Raw genomic sequence first — 21,202 nt, 5'->3', positions numbered from 1 at the left:
CGCCGACTTTGCGGTAACTCTAGTTGCCCACCACGCCCGGACCGTCGTCCCGACACGTGGGTGCCTGAGGTGTACCTGCGGCGAACACCGGTCGTGGTCCGGTTCTAGAGTCGAAGGATGACGACGCGAAGGTCCTGGGCCGAAGACACTCGGCTCCCCGGGTCCACGGTGCGCCCAGCGCTGCGCCGAATCGCTGATGGTTCGGCACCGCTCGACGATGCCGAATGGATTTTGCTGCTGCAAGCGCAGGGCGACGAGCTGAACGAACTGTGCGAATTGGCAGATTCCGCCCGTCAGAAGGCAGTCGGCGACGAACTCACATTTGTTGCCAACCGGAACTTCGACACCGGTGCCGTGCTCGACCTCGTCGCGTCGCCGCGACTCGAGGACCTCGTGACCGAAGCCTGGACGCTCGGCGCCACCGAGATCTGCATGCAGGGTCCGGTGCCCCAGACGCGGCCGGCGAGCGACTATCTGACAGTGGTCGAACGCATCCGGGCTGTCGCACCCGAGATGCATCTGCACGCCTACCGGGTACCCGAGGTCATCGATGCCGCCGACCGCCTCGGTATCACCGTCCGGGACTTCCTTCTGGCTGCGCGCGCCGCCGGGGTGAGCACTGTTCCGGGGACCGCCGCCCAGGTGCTCGATGACTCGGTCCGTGAAGCGCTTTCGCCGAATGGTCAGGCACTGCCGGTCCGGACGTGGGTCGAGACGATCACCACCGCACATGAGGTGGGCCTCAAGTCCACCGCGACGCTGCTCTACGGCCATCTCGAACGGCCGGAACAGCAGGTTGCGCATCTGCGACTGCTGGGCGAGATCCAGGCGCGGACCGGTGGTTTCACCGAACTCATCCTGATGCCGATGTTGCCGGAGCTCGCTCCGCCGCATCTGCGCGAGGTGGCGACCCGTGGTCCGTCCTTCCGCGAGACGCGGGCGGTGCATGCGGTGGCGCGCCTGATGCTGCAGGAATCGTTCGATCACATCCAGGCGGCATGGACAAAACTCGATGCGGAGGCGCTCACCGCGGTGCTGCGCGGCGGTACCGATGATGTGGGAGGCGTCCTGATCGACGGGACGCTGATGCCGAGTGCAGGCCCGGAAAGCGGCAGACAGCTGCTGCCCTCGGATGTGGAGAGCCTGGCCGCGGACCTCGGGCGAACCGTCCGGCAACGCACCACGCCCTACGGCTCGCCTCCGGCCGAACGCCGCGACGTCCTGCGTCGGGTTTTTGCATGACCGGCCCGCAACTGTTGCCCGATTACGTCGACGTCGCGATCGTGGGGGCCGGGTTTGCCGGGCTCGGGATGGCGATCCGCACCGCTCGACGCGGTGACGAGAGTTTTGTGATCCTCGAACGGGAGAACGCGGTCGGCGGCACCTGGCGGGACAACCGGTATCCGGGTGTGGCCTGCGACGTGCCCTCGCACGTGTACTCGTTCTCGTTCCGCCCCCCGGGTGACTGGGAATCGCTGTTTGCCGCAGGCGATCAGATCCACAGCTACCTCGAGCAGGCCGCCGCCGAGGAAGGGCTGTTGCCGCATCTGCACCTCGGTGTCGACGTGACCCAGACACGGTGGCTGCCCGATGAATTGTGCTGGGCGGTCTCGTCAACGGCCGGTGAGCTCCGGGCTCGGGTGCTGGTGGTCGCGGTGGGGCGTCTGGCAGACCCCCTCGTTCCGCCGATCCCGGGCATGGATGCCTACCCGGGCAGTGTTTTTCACACCGCGCGCTGGGACAACACGGCACCGATCGACGGTGCCCGGGTCGGTGTGGTCGGTACCGGTGCCTCGGCGATCCAGCTGGTCCCGGAACTGGCGCAGCGGGCGCAGGAGCTGGTGGTCTTCTCCCGCAGCGCGCCGTACGTGGTCCCGCGCGGCAACCGGCAGTACAGCGCGGCCGAGCGCGAAGAACTACGGGTGAAGGCCAATGCCGATCGCCTTCGTGAAGAGCTGTTCACCGAGGCGGACAAGGCATTTGGCCAGCGTCGCGGCCTGCACCCCGACATCGACCAGATTCGCGACCGGGCGCTGGGTCATCTCCACGCGCAGGTCGCCGATCCGGAACTGCGCGCCGATCTCACACCGCACTACGAAATCGGCTGCAAGCGAATCCTGTTGAGCGACGACTTCTTTCCCACCATGACCCGGCCGAACGTCGCGCTCGAGCCGTCGGCGCTTGCGCAGTTCGACGGCGCCCGGGCCGTGGCGGCCAGTGGGAAGGCCTATGAGCTCGACACCGTGGTGATGGCGACCGGCTTCTCGGCGGCCCGCCCGGAGTTCGCGACCCGGATCGTCGGGGTCGACGGGGAACGGCTCTCGGAGCACTGGCAGGCCGGGATGGTGTCGTATGCGTCCACGGCCATCAGCGGATACCCCAACATGTTCGTACTCGACGGGCCGAACGCGGCGCTGGGCCACAACTCGGCGATCTACATGATCGAAACCCAGATCGACTATGTGCTCGGCGCACTGGATCACCTCAACGACAGCGGAACCCGGGCGGTGGAGGTGACGGCCGCCGCCGAACAGGCCTACACCCGGGAGATCGACGAACGCAGTGCGTCGACGGTGTGGCTCAGCGGATGCAGCAGCTGGTACCTCGATCCGACCAGTCGCCGGCTCACGCTGCTCTGGCCCGGAACCGGCCGCTCGTTCCGGGAACGGAACGGAACCTTCGACCCGTATCACTACGAACGGTTGTGGGCGCCGGACTCGGTCGACCTCCCGGTCTGAGTACTTTTTCGCGGATCTGTCACGTTTTCGCCTGCTATCTCGTCTACCCCATAGAGGCGCACATCGCGCCGACGGATGGGAGGAACAGACATGGCACGGATACCGGCATTGGCGCCACAAGACGCTGGGCTGATCGTCAAGGGTGTGTATCGATACGCCTCGCGCCGGTTCGGGTCGGTGCCCGAACCCTTTGCGATCCTGGCACACCACCGGGGCTTGTTCATGGCGTCGGGGGTACACGAAAGTGCGGTGGAGCGAGCGTCAAAGGTGTTGCCACCCAACATTCGCGAGATCGCCGTCTACCGCACCGCGTGGGTTGTCGGCTGCTCCTGGTGCATCGACTTCGGCACCATGCTGCAGAAGCACGACGACCTCGACATCGACCGCTTGCAGCAGATCGCCGACTACGAGACGTCACCGTCCTACAGCGACGACGAACGGGCCGCGATCGCCTACGCCGATGCCGTGACAGCGACGCCGCCCACGGTCACCGACGAGCAGGTCGATGACCTACGGGAGCGATTCGGAACCGACGGACTGATCGAGCTGACCTACCAGATCTCGCTGGAGAACCAGCGCTCCCGGATGTATGCGGCGCTGGGTGTGACCGATCAGGGATTCTCGACCGATTCGTGTCGGGTGCCCTGGGCCGTGGGTGAGGCCGCCCCGGAGTCCGGCACGAGCTGAGCGCCATCGATCGCTACCAGTTTGGCCGGATCGGCGATGTCGTAGATGGACACGACCAGGCCGTCGCGGACCACAAAGCAGACAACCCGGGCCGGTGAGGCGCGACGATCGCCCTCGACCTCCCAGCCGGCGGAATAGGTTCCGAGTTCACCGTTGACCCGGACCGGGATCTGCAGGGCAAGGACGTCAGGTCCGTAGCGGCGCAGAAGCCAGAACAGGAATCGGGCGACTCCGGCGGCGCCGCGAATCGCCTTGACCGCGGTGGGTGTTGTGCGGTTGGCGTCGCCGACGATCATCGCGTCCGGATCCAGTGCGGCCAACACCGCGTCCATGTCGCCGGCTGCCATCGCCGCGACGAGGCGACCGACGGCTTCGGCCTGTTCGGTGTCGCTGACCGGGGCCGGGATGTCGGAGACGGTTCGGCGGGCCCGCGAGGCGAGTTGACGTGCCGACGCGGTCGAGGAGCCGAGGATCTCGGCGATGTCGGCAAAGGGAACGCCGAATCCGTCGTGCAGGACGAAGGCGACGCGCATTGCCGGGGTGAGGGTTTCGAACAGCACCATCGCGGCGTAACGACTGTCTTCGGCTGCGATGACAGCGTGCAGGGGGTCGTCGTATTCGGGGGTTATGCGGGTCACTACCGGCTCTGGAAGCCATTGGCCCACATGACTTTCGCGTGTTGCGGCGGCGGACTTGAGGCGGTCCAAACAGATCCGGCCGACCACGGTGGTCAGCCAGGCGCCGAGATCGTCGATCGCATTGTGCTCGGCGGCATCGAGACGTAACCAGGACTCCTGAACCGCGTCTTCGGCATCGCTGATGCTGCCGGTGATCCGATATGCCACCGACAGCAGCCGACTGCGTTGCTCTTCGAAACGTTCCCCGAGATTCTCCATCACTGCAGGGTCGATCCGGTCCGTGTGGACTCGGTGGATGGTCGGCGTCCGACGGTGGCATCGCGCAGGAGTTCAGCGATGCCGGCCACGGTGACCGGCCTCGGGTTCGGATACGGCTTGGCGGTGGCCAAACGGCTTGCCCGGTCGATGGATTCGGGGTCGAATCCGAGTTCGCGAAGTGAGCGCGGCCCGCCGAGCCCCGCCACCAGGTCGTAGACGCCTGCCGCCGCATCGGGCACCCCCATGGCATTGGCGATGCGTTCCATCGTCTCCGGTGCGGCGGGGGTGTTGTAGGCCATGACATGCGACAGCACGACGGTATGCGTCGGCCCGTGGGGCAGGCCGAAACTGCCGCCCAGGGTGTGACAGAGCTTGTGGTGCAGGCCCATTCCGACAGATCCGAGGCAACTGCCGGCCAGCCAGGCGGCGCGGAGCAGGTCGGATCGGGCCTGTGCGTCATGGAGATCGGCCATCACACGGGGGAGCGCGTGGTTGATGGCCGTGACGGCGTCGAGTGCCATGAGGTCGGTGACCGGATTGGCGTCGGCCGAGTACAGGGCCTCGACCGCATGCGCCAGGGCATTGATCGAGCTGGTGAGTGTGATCGCGGCAGGCAGATCCATGGTCAGGTCGACGTCGTAGATGACGGTCTCGGGCAGGATGGCAGGCGAACTGCGTGTGGTCTTGACCCCGTCGATGGTTTCGCCGAGTACCGGCGTCACCTCGGAGCCGGCATAGGTGGTCGGAACGATGATCTGGTCGTATCCGCCGCGCACTGCCAGCGCCTTCGATAGTCCTGTTGCCGAACCGCCGCCGATCGCCACCACACAGTCGACGTCTGCCGCTTCGGCCAGCCCCATCGCGCGCTCGGTGACCTCCAGCGGCGTGTGCATGACCGCGCCGTCGAAGCGCGCCACGAGCGCAGTGCCCAGCTGGTGCGTCAGCTCGGTGGCCAGGGACTCGAGCCGCGGCCCGGCGAGCAGCAGAACCCGACTGCCGCCGAGCCTGCCGACCTCGTCACCGACGGTGGCCAGGGTGCCGCTGCCGAACACGATCCGCGACGGCGGGCCGGGATCGGTGAAGGTTCGGATCGGGTCTGCCACGTGCCCGGTGCCTTCAGGCCGCTATCGCGGCATGCATTTCCCACACGATGACCTCGGCATCGGAGGTGGCGGTCAATTGTTGCCCGCCACCGCCGTGGACGCGGACCGCGTCGCCATCGCCGAGGTCCCCGACACTCTCCATCGCGACGTCGCCGCGTGGGACGAAGACGTGCAGCAGGGGGGCGTCGGGCAGTGTCAGCGGATGTTGTCCGGGGGACATCCTCGCCACGTGCATGGTGGCGTAACGGTTCTTGATGCGGATCGCCGAATGGTCGACGTACTGCGGCATGCCCGAGGCCACCGGAACGAATCCGCCGGACAACAATTCGTGGTCGATCTCCAGTTGTTCGTAGCCCGGTGTGATGCCGGCTTCATCAGGGACGACCCACATCTGGACGAAATGGACGGGATCGTGGGTCTGGTCGGCACTGTCTTGGCGCCAGACATCGTTCTTCTCCGAATGCATGATCCCGGTGCCTGCGCTCATCCGCTGTGCCAGGCCGGGGTAGATCACGCCGTTGTGTCCCATGGAGTCCTGGTGGACCAGGGAACCCTGCAGAACCCAGGTGACGATCTCCATGTCCTGATGGGGATGGGTGTCGAAACCTTGCCGGGGCAGGACGATGTCGTCGTTGTTGACCATCAGCACACCGTGGTGGGTGTTGGCCGGGTCGTAGTGGGGGCCGAATGAGAAGGAATGTTTGGAGTCGAGCCAACCGGCGTTGGTCGTGAAGCGGCTGTCGGCACGACGGACGTCGAAGCGGGTGGGAGGTGTTGCTGTGGTCATCGGTGGGGGCCTTTCGAATGGAGCGCTATCGCAAGAAAGCCGGTCTAGAGAACGTGAGAGCCGTACATCTCGCCGAGGGGATCGGCGATGAGTTCGAGGCGGGCCCCGTCGGGGTCGCGGAAGTACAGCGACACCTCGCTGTGTTCGATGAGTTCGACGCCTGCGTCGATCAGTTTGTCGCGCAGGTGTTTCCAGCGCTGCGGCTCGACGCTGATCGCGACATGATGCAGCCCGCCGAGGACTTCCTGGTACGGGCCGACGTCGAGGCCGGGAAAGTCGAAGAACGCCAACAGGTTTTCGTTGCCGATGTCGAAGAAGAAGTGCGACGATCCGGGGTAGTCGCGGTTCTCGATGAGTTCGGTCAGTGGGAACTCGAGCAGATCCTGGTAGAAGCGCACGGTCCGTTCGACGTCGCTGCTGACCAGTGCGGTGTGGTGCAGGCCGCGCGCCGAGGAGGCGGGCCGGGATTCGGCAGGTACCAGGTGTTTGGCGCGAATCGCCTCACGCTTGCCCGCATATTCCTGCAGGCGCTTCTCGTCGGTGTCGGCGGTGCTCATGGCCGGTCCTTTCGGTGCGGGGTCTTCATCCAGTGTGCGCTTCGAGTTGCCATAGGTAAATGGTTGCGTCGTCAACTACTTCGGTAGCGTACCGCAACTGGTTGCTTTGTCAACTACTTTGGTTATGCTCTAGCCGTGGAACCAACACAGTGGCTCAGTGAGGACGAGCAGCAGGCATGGCGCGCATACCTGGATGCCACCCGGTTGCTGCTGCGGACACTCGATCAGCAGCTGGCCCGGGATGCGGGTTTGTCGTTCACCGACTTCGAATTGCTGGTGATCCTGTCCGAGGCGCCGCAACGCCGACTGCGCATGCGGGATCTGGCTGATGCGATCACGACCACAAGAAGCGGCGCCACCAGGGCGATCGGTCGTCTGGTTGACGCCGGATGGGTGCGTCGCGTCGAATGCGAAGACGACAAACGCGGCATGATGGCGGAATTGACCGACGCCGGGATGCAGAAGCTGACGTCGGCGAGCCCCGGACATGTCGCCGAGGTGAGGCGAAACATGTTCGACCTCCTCAGTCCGAGCGACGTTGCCGTGTTGGGGCGAGCATTCGCCGAGACCCGCGAGCACCTACTGCAGGCGCCCGAGTAGGCGGCCCGTTCAGTCGACACCGTCAGCCCCGCGATCGTTGATGACGGGGGGTTTGAACCCGGCTGAATCTAATCGTGTACGCGGCGGGTGATCGTGACGCGTCGTGCTGCACGCCTGCGATCGCCGCGGGCAGGCCGGATCGCTCTGAAGGCTGTTGTGCTGCGGCAATGCTTCGGAAAGGTCCATCGGTCCGTTCGTCGGGGGAGCCGAGCATCCCTGGCCACGGCACCGAGGTGACTCACACCGTCTGTCGGGCAAGTTGATTCATCGTTTGACGCGTTATGGGCACCGGCCTACTGTGCACAAGGATCATCAAGAGCGACTGAGAGACCCGGCTCGCTGACGTCGCAGCAACCCCCCGCCTCGGCGGGTGCGGGTGCTACTGCCGGGACCGATGAAGGTTGTGTGTCATGCCATCAGTTCAGGAGTCCGGGTGAAGTTTCTGTTGATCAGTCTGATCACCCACACGCCTCACCCGTTGTCCGGCGAGACCGTGTCACCGGCGCAGCGGTTTCGAGAAGTGATCGACAACGCGGTTCTCGCAGAGGAATTGGGCTTCGACGGCTTCGGGGTCGGCGAGCGGCACGAGAGGCCGTTCATCTCCTCGTCGCCACCGGTGGTTCTCAGTAACATCGCCGCACGGACTTCGACGATCGCACTGTTCACCGCGGTGACAACGCTCAGTTTGCTCGATCCGGTGCGGGCCTTCGAGGACTACTCGACCCTCGACAACCTCTCCGGTGGCCGACTGCAACTGATGATCGGCAAGGGCAACGGTGCCGCGCAGGCCAAGCTGTTCCACGTCACCGAGGCCGACCAGTGGGAGCGCAACCGGGAAGGGTACGAACTCTTCCGACGGTTGTGGCAGGACGACACCATCACCTGGACGGGCAAGTACCGACCATCGTTGACCGACGCGGAGGCGCTACCCCGTCCGCTGCAGAAAAAGATCCGCGTCTGGCACGGCAGCGCCACCAGCCGTGAATCAGTGGATCTGGCAGCGTTTTACGGGGATCCGTTGTTCTCGGCCAATGTCACCAACCCGATCGAACCCTATGCGGAATTGATCGATTACTACCGAGCGCGGTGGGCGGCTTACGGGCACGATCCGGCCGATGCCCTCGTAGGTGCGGGATCGGCCGGGTACTACGCCACCAAGAACTCGCAGGATGCGATCAACACATACCGCCCGATCTTCGATGCCACCATGGCCAGACTCGGGTCATTCGGTCTGCCGCTGGTGTTTCCGACCCTCGAAGACGCCATCGAACGCAGCTCGCTGCTGCTCGGGAGCCCGCAGCAGGTGATCGACAAAGTGTTGCGGTATCACGAGAAATTCGGCCATGAGGTCATGCATCTGCACGCTGATGCCAGCGGCCTCACCGACTCCCAGCATCGCGATTCCCTCGAACTCTTCCAGTCCGAGATCGCCCCGGTGCTCAGGCGTGAGATCCCGAGTCGCCCCATCTCCACACCCGCCGCGTTGGAAGTGCTGTCATGACCGCTTCGACCCGGGTCCCGCCGTCGATGCATGTCGGCAGGCGCACCTTCGCCCGCTTCATCTAATTCGTCGAAAAGGACAAACATGCCAGTAGAGTTCCTGGGGATCGCTGCCACGAATGACGGCACCGAGATCCATCCTCGTACCACCGCCGGTTCGTTCGACCGGGAGTACACGCTCAAACTCGCTCGTGCACACGAGGATTTCGGGTGGGACCGGATCCTGTTCGCCTATGGTGCCGGTACTCCTGAACCCGCGGCGGCCGCTTCGTACATCGCGAGCAACCTCGAACGCATCGAGATCCTGCTGGCGCACCGTCCCAATGTCTCGTATCCGACATTCGCCGCCAAGACCTTCGCGACACTCGACCAGATCTCCGGGGGCCGGGTGACGGTGCACTTCATCACCGGTGGCAACGACACCGAACAGCAGCGGGAGGGTGACTTCCTGTCGAAAGACCAACGGTACGAACGCACCCGGGAGTACATCCAGGTCGTCAAGAAGGCCTGGACCAGTCGCGAACCGTTCGACCACGACGGCACCTACTACCGATTCAACGACTTCGTCTCCGATGTCTTCCCGGTTGCGCAGCCTCGGCCCGACATCTCCTTCGGTGGGTCGTCGGCGGCGGCCTATGCGGTCGGCGGCGCCGAGGCCGACATCTATGCGCTGTGGGGTGAACCCGTCGAGAACACGGCCGAGCAGATCGCGTCGATCACCGCGTCCGCGAAGGCTGCAGGTCGTGCGGATCGCCCGCGGCTACAGGTCGCGTTCCGGCCGATCATCGCGCCGACCGACGAATTGGCCTGGCGGAAGGCGGAATCGATACTCGGTCAGCTCAATGCCCGTGCGGCCGGTGCCACCCAGTTCCCACGCGGATTCTCCCTGACATCGCCTCAGAACGCCGGTTCCCAGCGTCTGCTCGAGATCGCTGATTCAGTCGACCGTTTCGGAGCCGCGGGATGGACGGCGACGTCCAAGGCAACCGGGGGCGGCGGAAATTCCAATGCGCTGGTCGGTTCTCCGGAGACGGTGGCGGCCGCGCTGCTCGAATACCACGACCTCGGGATCGAGATCCTCTCGGCCCGTGGCTACCACCTGCTCGACGACGCGATCGACTTCGGCCGGTATGTGATTCCGATCGTTCGTGAGGAAGTCGCAAAGCGCGACAGAAACATCCAGGGTGCGGCGTGATCGAGTTGGTTCAAAACCAAGCTGATTTTATTGAAGATATTGGGACGCAACGGTTTAACCTCATCAGTGAGCTGACAGCGGGTGAAGCAGCCGCCGCTTCGCCGCAGCAGCGTGCTACCGCCAGGATCGACGGAGGAAATCGATGAATGCACGTGTGTCCCGACCGCTACTCGCCGTGTTCGGCGCTGCACTGATGACGGGAACCCTGCTCAGTGCCTGCGGGTCCGACGCCTCCGGTGGCGAGGGCGACGCCGGCCCCGCCACGCCGGGTGGAACCCTGCGTTACGGACTGTCCGGGGCGCCGATCTGTTCGGATCCGGCACAGGGGGCCAGCAATCAGACGATCTACGTCACCCGCCAGGTGGTGGACTCCCTGACCGACCAGGATCCCCAGACCGGCGACATCACGCCGTGGCTGGCGGAGAGCTGGGAGATCAGCCCGGATGCAAAATCCTTCACCTTCAAGCTCCGCGACGGCGTGACGTTCAGTGACGGCACGCCGCTCACCGCGGAGTCGGTGAAGAAGAACTTCGACTCCATTCTCGCGCTCGGTGCCGCGAAAACCCCGTTGGCCTCGAGTTATCTGTCCGGATATACCGGAACAACGGTGCTCGACCCGCTGACGGCCAAGGTGGATTTCAGCACACCGAACGCGCAGTTCCTGCAGGCCACATCGACATCGCAGCTCGGCCTGCAGGCCGATGCCACCGTCGCTCAGACCGTCGAAGAGCGTTGCCTGGGAACCAATATCGGCAGCGGCCCGTTCACCTACTCGGACTGGCAGCAGGATCGGTCGGTGTCGTTGGCCAAGCGCGCCGGTTACAACTGGAGCTCACCGGTATTCGCGCACACCGGCGAGGCATATCTCGACCGCATCGACTTCACGGTGATCCCCGAGTCGGGTGTGCGCACGGGATCGCTGTCGTCCGATCAGCTCGACGCGGTCAGTGACGCGCTGCCCCAGGACGCGCCACAGATCGAGGCGGTCGGCGGCCAGGTTCTCACCACGCCGAATCCGGGCATCACGTTCGGATTCCAGCCCAATGTGACTCGTGGAGTACTCACCGATCCGGCTGTGCGGCAGGCGATCATCCCGGCCATCAACCGTCAAGAACTTGTCGACACCGTCCTTGGTGACGACTTCAATGTCGCGACCAGTGCCCTGGCCGCGAATACCCCCGGGTACACGGACCTGTCGTCGGAGGTGACCTTCGACCAGGACAAGGCACGCTCGATTCTGGACCAGGCCGGGTGGGTCGAAGGTAGCGATGGAATCCGGGAGAAGGATGGCCAGAAGCTCTCCTTCACGCTCTCGTTCAGTGCTGTGTTCACCGGCAATCAGGCAATTCTCGAGTTGGTCCAGCAACAGCTGAAGGCCGTTGGGATCGACCTGCAGCTCGGGCTCCTCTCGAATGCGGAGTTCACCGCGCTGCAGGGCAGTGGAGACTACGACGCGTTGTACTACAACAGCACTCGCGCCGATGGCGACATCCTGCGAACGACCTTTGGACTCGAGAGCCGCAACCTGAATCGGCGTGGCCCGATCCCGGTGCTCGATGAGGCGCTCACCGAGCAGCTTGCGACGACGGACAAAGCGCAGCGCGACGTCCTGCTCGCCACCGCGCAGGAGCAGGTCATCTCGGACGGGCTCTGGATCCCCACGACCGAACTGTCACAGGTCATCGGTACCGCGTCGAACACGGAAGGCGTCAAGTTCGACGCGTCGGCAAGACTTGTGTTCTTCGATACCTGGATCTCCGGGAACTGATCGTGATCCGCTATATCGGACTGCGGGCCCTGCAGGCGGTCGGTGTCCTCTGGGCATCGTTCACCGTGGCCTTCCTGATTCTCTTCGCGCTACCATCCGATCCGGTCAGTATTGCGGTACAGGGGAATTCGGCGACACCGGTGGATCAGCAGGCCGTTGCGGATCTGCAGGCCCGATACGGACTCGACCAGTCGTTGTTGTCGCAGTACTGGACCTCGCTCACCCACGCGATCCGTGGCGACTTCGGTACCTCCATCTCGACCGGGCAGCCGGTCACCACCGCGATCGGTGACGCGCTGCCGAACACGCTGGCATTGGCGGTGAGCGCGCTGAGCCTGGCACTGCTCTTCGGTGGGCTGATCGCCTTCGCGACCACCTATACGCGGGCCCGGTGGTTGCGTACCGCGCTGCAGGCGTTGCCGCCGTTGGGCGTTGCGGTCCCGACGTTCTGGGTCGGGCTGATGTTGTTGCAGGTCTTCTCCTTCAACCTGCACATCTTCCCGGCGTTCGGGGACAGTGGGTTTTCAACGCTGGTGCTGCCGGCGATCACGCTGGCTCTGCCGACCGGTGCGGTGATCGCTCAGGTCCTTGCCTCGAGTATGGGTACCACGTGGCGGCAGCCGTTCGTGGAGACAGCACAGGCCAAGGGAGCGGGACGGTTTCGGGTCGTGACGCATCACGTCGTGCGGCTGGCCAGCATCCCGGCGCTGACCATCGCAGGCGTTTTGTTCGGCAATTTGGTCGCCAGCGCGGTGGTCGTGGAGACCGTCTTCTCCCGTGCCGGTGTCGGACGCCTGATGCAGACGTCGGTGATGGCCCAGGACATCCCGGTCGTGCTCGGCATCGTGGTCATGTCGACGGTGGCGTTCGTGTTGATCAATCTGATCGTCGACCTGCTGTATCCACTCATCGATCCGAGGATCGTCGAGACGTTCCGGAAGAAGACGCCGACCACCGATGTGGCGGCGTCCGACACAACCGAGAAGGAGGCCGCGCATGTCTGACCTCATACTCGCCGACAACGAGATCCGGGACCACGAGGCCGAGGTGGCGCGCCCGCCGGATCAGCCGCCCCCGCCCCGACGGTTCGGAGCCCGGACCATCCTGCAGCATTCGGTGCTGGCGTTGTCGGCCATCGTCTTGCTGTTGGTCATCGGGTTCGCACTGTTCCCCTCGGTCTTCGCCAGTGGCGATCCGTTGACCGGTGTTCCGGCAGACAAGTTCGAGGCACCGAGCGCCCAGCACTGGTTCGGCACCGACAACATCGGTCGTGACGTCTACACCCGGGTTGTCCACGGATCTGGACTGTCCTTGACCGCAACGCTCTTGGCGGTCGGGATCGCGCTGATCGTGGGCACGCTCATCGGTCTGCTCTCCGGTTCGATCGGCGGCATCATCGATGCGGTCCTGATGCGGGTGGTCGATGTGCTGCTGTCGATCCCGGCGCTGCTGCTCTCCTTGGCGCTGGTCACCGCGCTCGGCTTCGGGACGGTCAATGTCGCGATCGCGGTCGGGGTGGCGATGGTCGCCAGTTTTGCGCGCGTCACTCGGTCGGAGGTGTTGCGGGTTCGCCGCGCCACGTATGTCGAGGCGGCCTTTGCCTCCGGCGTCCGCTGGCCGACGGTGCTGCTGCGCCACATCCTGCGCAATTCATACGGGCCTGTGATCGCGCTGGCCGCAGTCGAATTCGGAATGGCGATCCTCGCGGTGTCCGCCCTGAGCTTCCTGGGATTCGGGGCGGCGCCACCGACTCCCGAGTGGGGGTCGCTCATCGCCGAAGGTCGCAACTATCTGGCCGTGGCGTGGTGGATGACCACCCTTCCCGGGTTTGTGATCATCGCGGTCGTGCTATCGGCCCACCGCGTCGGCCATCAACTTGATCGAGGCGGGTCCCGATGACCAATCCACCACCTGTACTGAGCATTTCAGGTTTACACGTTCAGTACGGATCCGACGCCGGCTACGCAGTCGACGGTGTCGATCTGGACGTCGCTGCCGGTGAGGTCGTCGCGATCGTCGGTGAATCCGGATCGGGCAAATCGACCACCGCACATGCCGTCATCGGGCTGCTGTCGGGAAGTGGGCGGATCACGGCCGGGTCGGTGTCCTTCAGGGGGAACCGGATCGACAACGCACCGGAAAGGGCACTGGAGAAGATCCGCGGCGCACACATCGGACTTGTGCCGCAGGACCCGACGACCTCGTTGAACCCGGTGACCCGGATCGGCGATCAGGTGGCCGAGGTATTACGCATCCATGGGCGCGCCGACCGGCGTCGGGCCAAGATCGAGGCGCTGCGCATTCTCACCGAGGCCGGCCTGGACAATCCCGAACTCCGGATGCGGCAGTATCCACAGGATCTCTCCGGTGGACAGCGCCAGCGGGTGCTGATCGGTATCGCCCTGGCCTGCGAGCCGGATCTGATCATCGCGGACGAACCGACCAGTGCGCTCGACGTCACGGTGCAGCGCCGCATCCTCGATCATCTCGATGAGCGCATCGCCGCGACTGGTGCGGCCGTGCTCCTGATCACCCATGACCTCGGTGTCGCCGCCGATCGAGCGGACCGCATCGTCGTCATGAGCGAGGGACGTATCGTCGAAACCGGTTCAGCGGAGCAGGTACTCACCGATCCTCAGCACGACTACACACGCAAACTTCTCGCCGCGGCGCCGAGCATGACCGCGGTGGCGCGGGTGGTGCCACGCAAACCTCGGGCAACAGATGCGGGCCCGGCGCTGCTGTCGGTCCGGAATCTGTCGAAGACCTTCCGCGTCGGACGCGGCAGCTCCCTGCTCGCCATCGATGACGTTTCGTTCGAAGTGCGCAGGGGCCAGACGTTTTCACTCGTGGGGGAGTCCGGGTCGGGTAAATCGACCACCGCCCGGATCGTGGCCCGCCTCGAGGCCGCGTCGGCTGGCACGGTCGGGTTCGAGGGTCATGAGATCTCGTCGGTGCGAGGCAAGGAGTTGCGGGCCCTGCGTCGCAGCGTGCAACTCGTCCACCAGAATCCGTACGCATCGTTGAATCCCAAGCTCACCATCGACAAGATAGTCGCCGAACCACTGCAGGCCTTCGGAATCGGGACGGCGAAGGATCGGCGCGAGAAGGTGCGCGAACTGCTCCACCAGGTTGCGTTGGGGGACACGTATTTGTCCCGGCATCCGGCGCAGCTGTCCGGCGGGCAGCGCCAACGGGTGGCGATCGCTCGCGCCCTGGCGCTCAATCCACAGTTGGTCGTCCTCGACGAGCCGGTGTCTGCACTCGACGTCTCGGTACAGGCGCAGATCTTGGACCTGCTGGCAGCGTTACAGAAGGAGCATTCGTTGAGCTACCTGTTCATCTCCCACGACCTTGCCGTGGTCCGGCAGATCAGCGACGGGGTCGCGGTGATGCGAAAGGGTCGGATCGTCGAAACCGGCCGCATCGCAGATGTTTTCGACCATCCGCAGCACGAGTACACCCAAGAACTCATCAATGCGATTCCGGGAAAGAAGGCCATCCGGGGAGAGAAGATCGCGCTGCGTTGACGTGGCAGCGAAACCCTGACCTAGCTGATGTTGACGCCGTATTCGCGGGCAATGCCGGCCAGACCCGATGCGTAGCCCTGCCCGATGGCGCGGAACTTCCACTCGCTGCCACGGCGGTAGATCTCGCCGAAGACCATCGCGGTTTCGGTGGAGGCGTCCTCACTGAGGTCGTAGCGGGCGAGTTCGCGGCCGTCGGCACGATCGACCACGCGGATGAAGGCGCCGTGCACCTGGCCGAAGCTCTGACCGTGCGTATCGGCATCGTGGATGGTCACCGGAAAGATGATCGAATCGACTTGCGGGTTGAGCGCCTTGAGGTCGACGTTGATCGCTTCGTCGTCACCCTCGCCCTCACCGGTGCGGTTGTCGCCGGTGTGCTCGATGGCGCCGTCGGGGGATCTGAGGTTGTTGTAGAAGACAAATTACGAATCGTCGAGAATCTTTTTGTTGCTGTCGATTCCGAGTGCGCTGGCGTCGAGGTCATAGTCGGCTCCGGTGGTGACACGGACGTCCCAACCGAGCCCAACGGTCACCGCCGTCAGGTTGGGGGCCTCTTTGCTCAGCGATACATTTCCACCCTTGGCCAGGCTCACCGACATGTTGATCCTCCGTATTTCGCAGTTGCGTCTTTCTCGTGATCAGTCGTGTCCAGCCTACCGATGGTCAGGGAACGAGATAGTTGCTGTCACGGGCGTCGGTGACGACCATGTGTCCGGGAGCGTGGCCGATCGCCAGATCCGGGCGCGATTCCATCACCGCTGCCTGGGGGGTGACACCGCACGCCCAGAACACCGGGATCTCGCCGGGGTGGATCTCGACGGCGTCGCCGAAGTCCGGTGCGGCGATGTCGGTGATCCCGAGCGCGCCGGGGTCGCCCACGTGGACCGGTGCGCCGTGGACCGAGGGATATCGCGAGGTCACCCGAACGGCAGTGGCGACATGCTCGGCCGGCATCGGTCGCATCGAGACCACCAGGGGGCCGGAGATGCTCCCGGCCGGCCGGCATCGTCGCGACGTCTTGTACATGGGCACGTTCTTGCCCTGCTCGATGTGACGCACCGGTACACCGGCCTCGATGAGGGCGGCCTCGAAGGTGAAGCTGCAGCCGATGAGGAACGACACCAGATCATCGCGCCACCACGGGGTGACATCGTTTGTCTCGTCGACCATTTCACCGCCACGGTAGACGCGGTACAGCGGCGCGTCGGTGCGGATGTCGCTGCGTTCGCCGAGGAGCGGGCCGGTCACTGCTCCGGCATCGATGACGTCGAGGACCGGGCACGACTTCGGGTTGCGCTGTGCGAACAGCAAGAAGTCGTAGGCGTCGGCGCGGGGCAGTGAGATGAGGTTGGCCTGCGTCCAGCCGGGAGCCCATCCGGCGGTCGGGGTGATCAGACCGTCTCGAAACATCGCGCGGGCCTGCTCCGGATTCAGCTTTGCTGGGTCGATCATCGTTGTCCCTCCTCGGGGCGTGCAGGTCGTGGCAGGGGGCGGGGTTTATCTGCTCCATCGCAATTTGATGTGCTGGCCGGGCCGTATCTGTGCGGCACGATCGACATCGTCGTCGACAACAACCGCGACCACGGGATACCCGCCGGTGACGGGATGATCGGCCAGGAAGATCACCGGTTCGCCGCTCGGTGGCACCTGGATGGCGCCGCGCACGATACCTTCGCTCGGTAGTTGCCTCCCGGGATCGCGATGTGTGAGCCCGGATGCCTTGCCGCTCAAACGCATCCCGACCCGATCGCTGCGGTCGGAGGCCTGCCAGCGGGTGTGGATCAGATCGTCGGCGTCGTCGACCCAGTTGTCTCGTGGACCGCGATGCAATCGGAGTTCGACCTCACCGGTTGTCGGCGTCGCCACCGCTGCGACATCGATCTCGGCCAGATCGCCGGGTCGGGGCCCGAGTTCGAGCACATCACCGACGGCCAGTGGGGCGGGACCGAGTCCGGACAGGGTGTCGGTGCTGCACGACCCCAGCGTTTCGGGAACGTCGAATCCGCCACGTGCGGCGAGGTAGGCGCGTAGTCCGGCGCGGGCCATGCCGAGGGTCACCACGTCGCCGGGAAGGACTCGAAACGGCGCGTTCATTCCGGCCGGATGTGCGCCCGATCCCTTGTCCACCAGGACATCCAGGTCGGCACCGGTGACCGCCAACCAGACATCCTGTTGTGCCCGTAGCGACAAACCGCCGAGGGTCACCTCCAGTGCGGCGGCGCCCTCCTGATTGCCAAGGAGACGGTTGCCCAACGCGTGGGCGTGCCGGTCGGCCGCACCCGATCTGCCGACGCCCAGTGCGGCGAAACCCGGTCGTCCCCGGTCCTGCACGGTGCTCAGTGGGCCGGTGGCCAGAACATCGAATGCCTTCATCGCCCGGCCTCCCGGAACTGCACCGAACACCCCGGGCGCAGGAGCGCGGGGGGTTCACGGGTGGCGTCCCACATGGTCAGGTCGGTGTGACCGAGCAGCTGCCAGCCGCCGGGTGATGTACGCGGATAGATGCCGCTGAACTCTCCGGCAAGCCCGACCGCGCCCGCCGGAACCCTGGTGCGCGGTTCGTCCCGGCGGGGGACCTCGAGCCGGGCATCTCCGCCGATCAGATAGGCGAAACCGGGAGCGAATCCGCCGAAGGCGACCTTCCACGGTTGGCCGGTGTGCGCTGCGACGACCTCGGTGGTCGACAACCCGGTGAGCCGACCGATCTCCTCGAGATCGGCGCCGTCGTAGATGACCGGTACTTCCACGACGAGTTCGCCGGCTGCGGCGTCGGACGTCGGGGTGCCTGCCGGCGCGGGGAACAGTGAGCCCACGGCGGTACGGATTGCGGGTAGCCGGGTGGGTGAGTCGGTGACAAGCAGAACCGTGCGCGCGCCGGGGATGATGTCGACGATGCCGGGCAGCGCTGCGTTGCCGAGGGCGGAGGTCCAGGTGATCGCCTCATCGGTGGTGTCCACCTCGACCATCAACGACCGATCGCCGTAGGCGAGTAGGTTCATGTGAACGCTTTCACCTCGACACCTTCGGCTGCCAGCAGCTCACGGACCGCCACTGCCATCTGTGCTGCAGCAGGTGAATCTCCGTGTACGCAGATCGAGTCCACGTCGATGGCGACATCTGTCCCGTCGACGGATTCGACCACCGAGTCGGTCACCATGCGCAACACCCGGGCGGCCACGGCAGCCGGATCGTCGAGCATCGCTCCTGGCTCGCTGCGCGGCACCAACGTTCCGGCCGCGGTGTATCCGCGATCGGCGAACGCCTCCCGCACGACGCGCAGGCCGCGTTCCTCACCGAGGGTCAGGAGCCGGGAACCGGGAAGGCCGAGCAAGGCGAGATCAGGGTCGAGTGCCGCGATCGCATCGACCAGTGCCAGCGCGTGTTCTTCATGGTGAACGGCTGTGTTGTACAGCGCTCCATGGGGTTTGACGTAGGTGACGCGTCCGCCGACGGCAGCGGCCAGCGCTTGCAGGCCGCCGATCTGGTAGACGATGTCGTCGGTCAGTTCGGTGCGGGTGGCGTCGACGAATCGACGGCCGAAACCGGCGAGGTCGCGGTAGGCGACCTGCGCCCCGATCCGGACCCCCCGGTCGACGGACCATCCCGCGGTACGCGAGATGGTGCTCGGATCGCCGGCGTGGAAGCCGCAGGCGATGTTGGCGCTGGTGACCACATCGAGCATGGCCTCGTCGTCACCGAGGTCCCAACGACCGAACGATTCACCGATGTCGCTGTTGAGGTCGATGGTCATCGCAGGTCTCCCAAGGTCGTCGTCATCACAGGTCTCCCAAGGTCGTCAGCGACTCGTAGCCGAGGTAGAGCGTGATCAACCAGGCGATCACTCCGATGGACAGAAGCCATGTCGGGTAGCGGTATCCACCGAGCAGGTCACGTCGGCGCCAGGCGACCCACAAGATGATTGTGAACCCGAGCGGCAGGATGATGCCGTTGAACGCACCGGCAAAGATCAGGAGTTTGACCGGTGTGGTCTCGATCAGCAGGTAGATGACGGTGGAGATCGCGATGAATCCGACCGTCAGCTGGTTCCGGGTGCGCGCGGTGGTGTCGCTCTTCGTCAGGAAGGAGACAGAGGTGTACGCGGCCCCGATGACCGAGGTGATGCTGGCCGCCCACAGGATCACACCGAAGACGTGTAACCCGATGTCGCCGAGTGCGGATTCGAAGGCCGATGCGGTCGGATTGCCCTCTGCGAGTTGGACTCCGCCTGCGGTCACGCCCAGGATGGCGAGGAAGAGCAAGACGCGCATGATGCCGGTGACGATGACGCCCATGATCGACGTGCGACTGATCTCGCGGATGTGCCCCGGTCCGGTCAAACCCGAATCGAGTAGTCGGTGCGCGCCTGCATAGGTGATGTAACCGCCGACTGTTCCGCCGATGATGGTGGTGATGACCAGGAAGTCGATCTCCTCGGGAATCACCATGTTGCGCAGGGCGTCTCCGGCCGGTGGTCCGGACACGACCGCGACGTAGCCGGTCATCAGGATCATTGCCGCACCGAGCACGACGACGATCCGATCCAGGGCCACGCCTGCCCGCTTGCTGAGGAAGATGGCGATGGCGATCACCGCCGAGACGGCGCCGCCGATCTTGGGTTCGAGTCCGAACATCGAGTCGGTACCCAGACCGGTACCGCCGATGTTGCCGATGTTGAACACCAGGCCGCCGAGGACGACCAGGCCGGCCAGGACCCAGCCGGCACCGGGAACGACATCGTTGGCCAGTTCATGGGCACGTTTCCCGGCGACCCCGATGACCCGCCAGACGTTCAGCTGAACTGCGATGTCGATGAGAATCGAGACCAGGATGGCGAACGCGAACGCGGCACCGAGTTGCACGGTGAACTTGGTGGTCTGGGTGATGAAGCCCGGCCCGATGGCGCTGGTGGCCATCAGGAACATTGCGCCGAGCAGCGCGGCGCGCCCGCCCTTGGCGTCGACCGCCTTCTCAGTGCTGTTCTGGGTGGTGGCAGGCGTGTCTGCCATGGAACTCTCCTCGGTTTGGCGGACCCCGACGGGCTTGGGGGTGTCCTCAGCGTCGTATTCAAATGTTTCGAGAATGTTTCCTCAGCGCTAAGGATTGTTCAACAATCCCGCAATCCTACGTTCTCGTAGACTCCTGATGTGGAAAACGAGTCTGGATTGGACGACGTGCTCGGTGTGCTGGTTGCTGCCCGCGGGGAGGTGGTCCGCACTTCGTCCGCCGAGCGGGCCGCAGCGGTCTTGCGTACCCAGGTCGACGAAGGTCGCCTGAGGTCAGGGAACCGACTACCGGAAGAGTCGATCGCCCGGGCGCTCGGGATCTCGCGCAATACCCTCCGCGAGGCGCTCAGCCAGCTGGTTTCCGAACGGATACTCGAGCGGGTCCCCAATCGTGGCGTTCTCATCCGGACGCCGGGCGCTGACGACGTGCGGGATGTCTACCGTGCGCGCCGGGTCATCGAGTCGGGTGCGATCCGAGTGGGTCGCGGAGCGCCGCCCTACCTGGCCGCGATGGCTGCGGCAGTGGACGAGGGGCGGGTCGCGATCGCCGCGGGTGACGGCGATGCGGTGGCGACGGCGAACCAGCACTTCCATCGCGCTGTGGTGGCTCAAGCGCAGAGCAACCGCCTCGACGTGGAGATGAACCTGCTGCTGGCGGAAATGCGGTTGGTGTTCTTCCGAAGCGCGTCGGCGCGTGATTTCCACACCCGTTACGTCGAACGGAACGCCGAAATCGTGGATCTGATGGCGGTCGGCGCCGTCGAGGAGTCGGCTGCGGCGATGGACCGCTATCTGTTCGATGCCGAAGCGCATCTGCTGACGCAGTTCGACTGAACTG

Annotated in this window: 21 protein-coding genes, 1 pseudogene and 1 riboswitch; of the genes and pseudogenes, 12 read left to right on the top strand and 10 right to left on the bottom strand. The window is 65.0% G+C overall.

The annotated features are described in order from the left end of the window. The first annotated feature begins 117 nt into the window (after positions 1-117). The 3 genes from AC1D75_RS26780 to AC1D75_RS26770 all read left to right on the top strand — a co-directional run bounded on the left by AC1D75_RS26780 (position 118) and on the right by AC1D75_RS26770 (position 3,425). Positions 118-1,242 (top strand): FO synthase, encoded by a 1,125-nt coding sequence (locus AC1D75_RS26780; protein ID WP_495518340.1) that lies wholly within the window; start codon positions 118-120, stop codon positions 1,240-1,242. Beyond that, positions 1,239-2,738: a flavin-containing monooxygenase gene (locus tag AC1D75_RS26775; RefSeq protein ID WP_495518339.1), complete on the top strand. Its 1,500-nt coding sequence runs from the start codon at positions 1,239-1,241 to the stop codon at positions 2,736-2,738. Before AC1D75_RS26780 ends, AC1D75_RS26775 begins: the two co-directional genes overlap by 4 nt. A 90-nt stretch (positions 2,739-2,828) precedes the next feature. Continuing rightward, positions 2,829-3,425 carry a carboxymuconolactone decarboxylase family protein gene (locus tag AC1D75_RS26770; RefSeq protein ID WP_495518338.1) on the top strand — a complete coding sequence of 199 codons (597 nt, stop codon included), beginning with the start codon at positions 2,829-2,831 and terminating at the stop codon, positions 3,423-3,425. On the opposite strand, the gene sigJ is transcribed toward AC1D75_RS26770, so the two are convergent. The 4 genes from sigJ to AC1D75_RS26750 are packed head-to-tail and all read right to left on the bottom strand — an operon-like array spanning position 3,350 to position 6,768. Further along, the gene (sigJ, locus tag AC1D75_RS26765) at positions 3,350-4,321 is read right to left on the bottom strand and encodes an RNA polymerase sigma factor SigJ (RefSeq protein ID WP_495518337.1); all 972 of its coding nucleotides are present in this window, start codon (positions 4,319-4,321) and stop codon (positions 3,350-3,352) included. The two genes, AC1D75_RS26770 and sigJ, sit on opposite strands and share 76 nt — an antisense overlap. After that, a complete protein-coding gene (locus AC1D75_RS26760) occupies positions 4,321-5,412 on the bottom strand; it encodes a maleylacetate reductase (protein ID WP_495518430.1) in 1,092 nt (363 codons plus the stop codon). Before AC1D75_RS26760 ends, sigJ begins: the two co-directional genes overlap by 1 nt. 25 nt (positions 5,413-5,437) lie before the next feature. Then, positions 5,438-6,211: a pirin family protein gene (locus AC1D75_RS26755; RefSeq protein ID WP_495518336.1), complete on the bottom strand. Its 774-nt coding sequence runs from the start codon at positions 6,209-6,211 to the stop codon at positions 5,438-5,440. A 44-nt stretch (positions 6,212-6,255) separates the two neighbouring features. Further along, a complete protein-coding gene (locus AC1D75_RS26750) occupies positions 6,256-6,768 on the bottom strand; it encodes a VOC family protein (protein WP_495518335.1) in 513 nt (170 codons plus the stop codon). A 135-nt stretch (positions 6,769-6,903) separates the two neighbouring features. Between AC1D75_RS26750 and AC1D75_RS26745 the strand changes: the two genes are divergently transcribed. The 8 genes from AC1D75_RS26745 to AC1D75_RS26710 all read left to right on the top strand — a co-directional run bounded on the left by AC1D75_RS26745 (position 6,904) and on the right by AC1D75_RS26710 (position 15,361). After that, the gene (locus AC1D75_RS26745) at positions 6,904-7,368 is read left to right on the top strand and encodes a MarR family winged helix-turn-helix transcriptional regulator (RefSeq protein WP_495518334.1); all 465 of its coding nucleotides are present in this window, start codon (positions 6,904-6,906) and stop codon (positions 7,366-7,368) included. A gap of 306 nt (positions 7,369-7,674) precedes the next feature. Continuing rightward, positions 7,675-7,769: riboswitch (SAM riboswitch) on the top strand. A gap of 32 nt (positions 7,770-7,801) precedes the next feature. Beyond that, positions 7,802-8,869 carry an LLM class flavin-dependent oxidoreductase gene (locus AC1D75_RS26740; protein WP_495518333.1) on the top strand — a complete coding sequence of 356 codons (1,068 nt, stop codon included), beginning with the start codon at positions 7,802-7,804 and terminating at the stop codon, positions 8,867-8,869. An 84-nt stretch (positions 8,870-8,953) separates the two neighbouring features. Continuing rightward, positions 8,954-10,063, top strand: a complete 1,110-nt coding sequence (locus tag AC1D75_RS26735) for an LLM class flavin-dependent oxidoreductase (protein WP_495518332.1) — start codon at positions 8,954-8,956, stop codon at positions 10,061-10,063. Beyond that, complete coding sequence (locus AC1D75_RS26730; RefSeq protein ID WP_495518331.1) at positions 10,060-10,209, top strand: hypothetical protein; 150 nt, start codon at positions 10,060-10,062, stop codon at positions 10,207-10,209. Before AC1D75_RS26735 ends, AC1D75_RS26730 begins: the two co-directional genes overlap by 4 nt. Continuing rightward, positions 10,206-11,831 carry an ABC transporter substrate-binding protein gene (locus AC1D75_RS26725; RefSeq protein WP_495518330.1) on the top strand — a complete coding sequence of 542 codons (1,626 nt, stop codon included), beginning with the start codon at positions 10,206-10,208 and terminating at the stop codon, positions 11,829-11,831. Before AC1D75_RS26730 ends, AC1D75_RS26725 begins: the two co-directional genes overlap by 4 nt. Positions 11,832-11,833: 2 nt before the next feature. Next, complete coding sequence (locus AC1D75_RS26720) at positions 11,834-12,835, top strand: ABC transporter permease (RefSeq protein ID WP_495518329.1); 1,002 nt, start codon at positions 11,834-11,836, stop codon at positions 12,833-12,835. Further along, entirely contained in the window at positions 12,828-13,730 is a 903-nt protein-coding gene (locus AC1D75_RS26715; protein ID WP_495518328.1) for an ABC transporter permease, read from the top strand. Before AC1D75_RS26720 ends, AC1D75_RS26715 begins: the two co-directional genes overlap by 8 nt. Continuing rightward, the gene (locus AC1D75_RS26710) at positions 13,727-15,361 is read left to right on the top strand and encodes a dipeptide ABC transporter ATP-binding protein (RefSeq protein ID WP_495518327.1); all 1,635 of its coding nucleotides are present in this window, start codon (positions 13,727-13,729) and stop codon (positions 15,359-15,361) included. The genes AC1D75_RS26715 and AC1D75_RS26710 overlap by 4 nt, the downstream gene beginning before the upstream one ends. A 20-nt stretch (positions 15,362-15,381) precedes the next feature. Here AC1D75_RS26710 and AC1D75_RS26705 read toward each other — a convergent pair. From AC1D75_RS26705 to AC1D75_RS26680, 6 genes and pseudogenes are all read right to left on the bottom strand, one after another. Beyond that, positions 15,382-15,960, bottom strand: a pseudogene (locus tag AC1D75_RS26705) (TerD family protein). Positions 15,961-16,024: 64 nt separating this feature from the next. Next, positions 16,025-16,813 carry a putative hydro-lyase gene (locus AC1D75_RS26700; protein ID WP_495518326.1) on the bottom strand — a complete coding sequence of 263 codons (789 nt, stop codon included), beginning with the start codon at positions 16,811-16,813 and terminating at the stop codon, positions 16,025-16,027. Between the two features lie 45 nt (positions 16,814-16,858). Next, positions 16,859-17,734 (bottom strand): 5-oxoprolinase subunit C family protein, encoded by an 876-nt coding sequence (locus AC1D75_RS26695; protein WP_495518325.1) that lies wholly within the window; start codon positions 17,732-17,734, stop codon positions 16,859-16,861. After that, entirely contained in the window at positions 17,731-18,360 is a 630-nt protein-coding gene (locus tag AC1D75_RS26690; protein WP_495518324.1) for a 5-oxoprolinase subunit B family protein, read from the bottom strand. Before AC1D75_RS26690 ends, AC1D75_RS26695 begins: the two co-directional genes overlap by 4 nt. Beyond that, positions 18,357-19,112 (bottom strand): LamB/YcsF family protein, encoded by a 756-nt coding sequence (locus tag AC1D75_RS26685; protein ID WP_495518323.1) that lies wholly within the window; start codon positions 19,110-19,112, stop codon positions 18,357-18,359. Before AC1D75_RS26685 ends, AC1D75_RS26690 begins: the two co-directional genes overlap by 4 nt. Before the next feature lie 25 nt (positions 19,113-19,137). Further along, the gene (locus tag AC1D75_RS26680; RefSeq protein ID WP_495518322.1) at positions 19,138-20,367 is read right to left on the bottom strand and encodes an NRAMP family divalent metal transporter; all 1,230 of its coding nucleotides are present in this window, start codon (positions 20,365-20,367) and stop codon (positions 19,138-19,140) included. 138 nt (positions 20,368-20,505) lie between these two features. Here AC1D75_RS26680 and AC1D75_RS26675 point away from each other — a divergent pair, with 138 nt between their 5' ends. After that, positions 20,506-21,198 (top strand): GntR family transcriptional regulator, encoded by a 693-nt coding sequence (locus AC1D75_RS26675; protein WP_495518321.1) that lies wholly within the window; start codon positions 20,506-20,508, stop codon positions 21,196-21,198. Positions 21,199-21,202 lie beyond the last annotated feature (4 nt).

It is taken from the genome of Williamsia sp. Y712 (assembly GCF_059445525.1).
The sequence above is the reverse complement of the archived record's forward strand: the minus strand, read 5'-3'. Positions and strand labels throughout refer to the sequence as shown.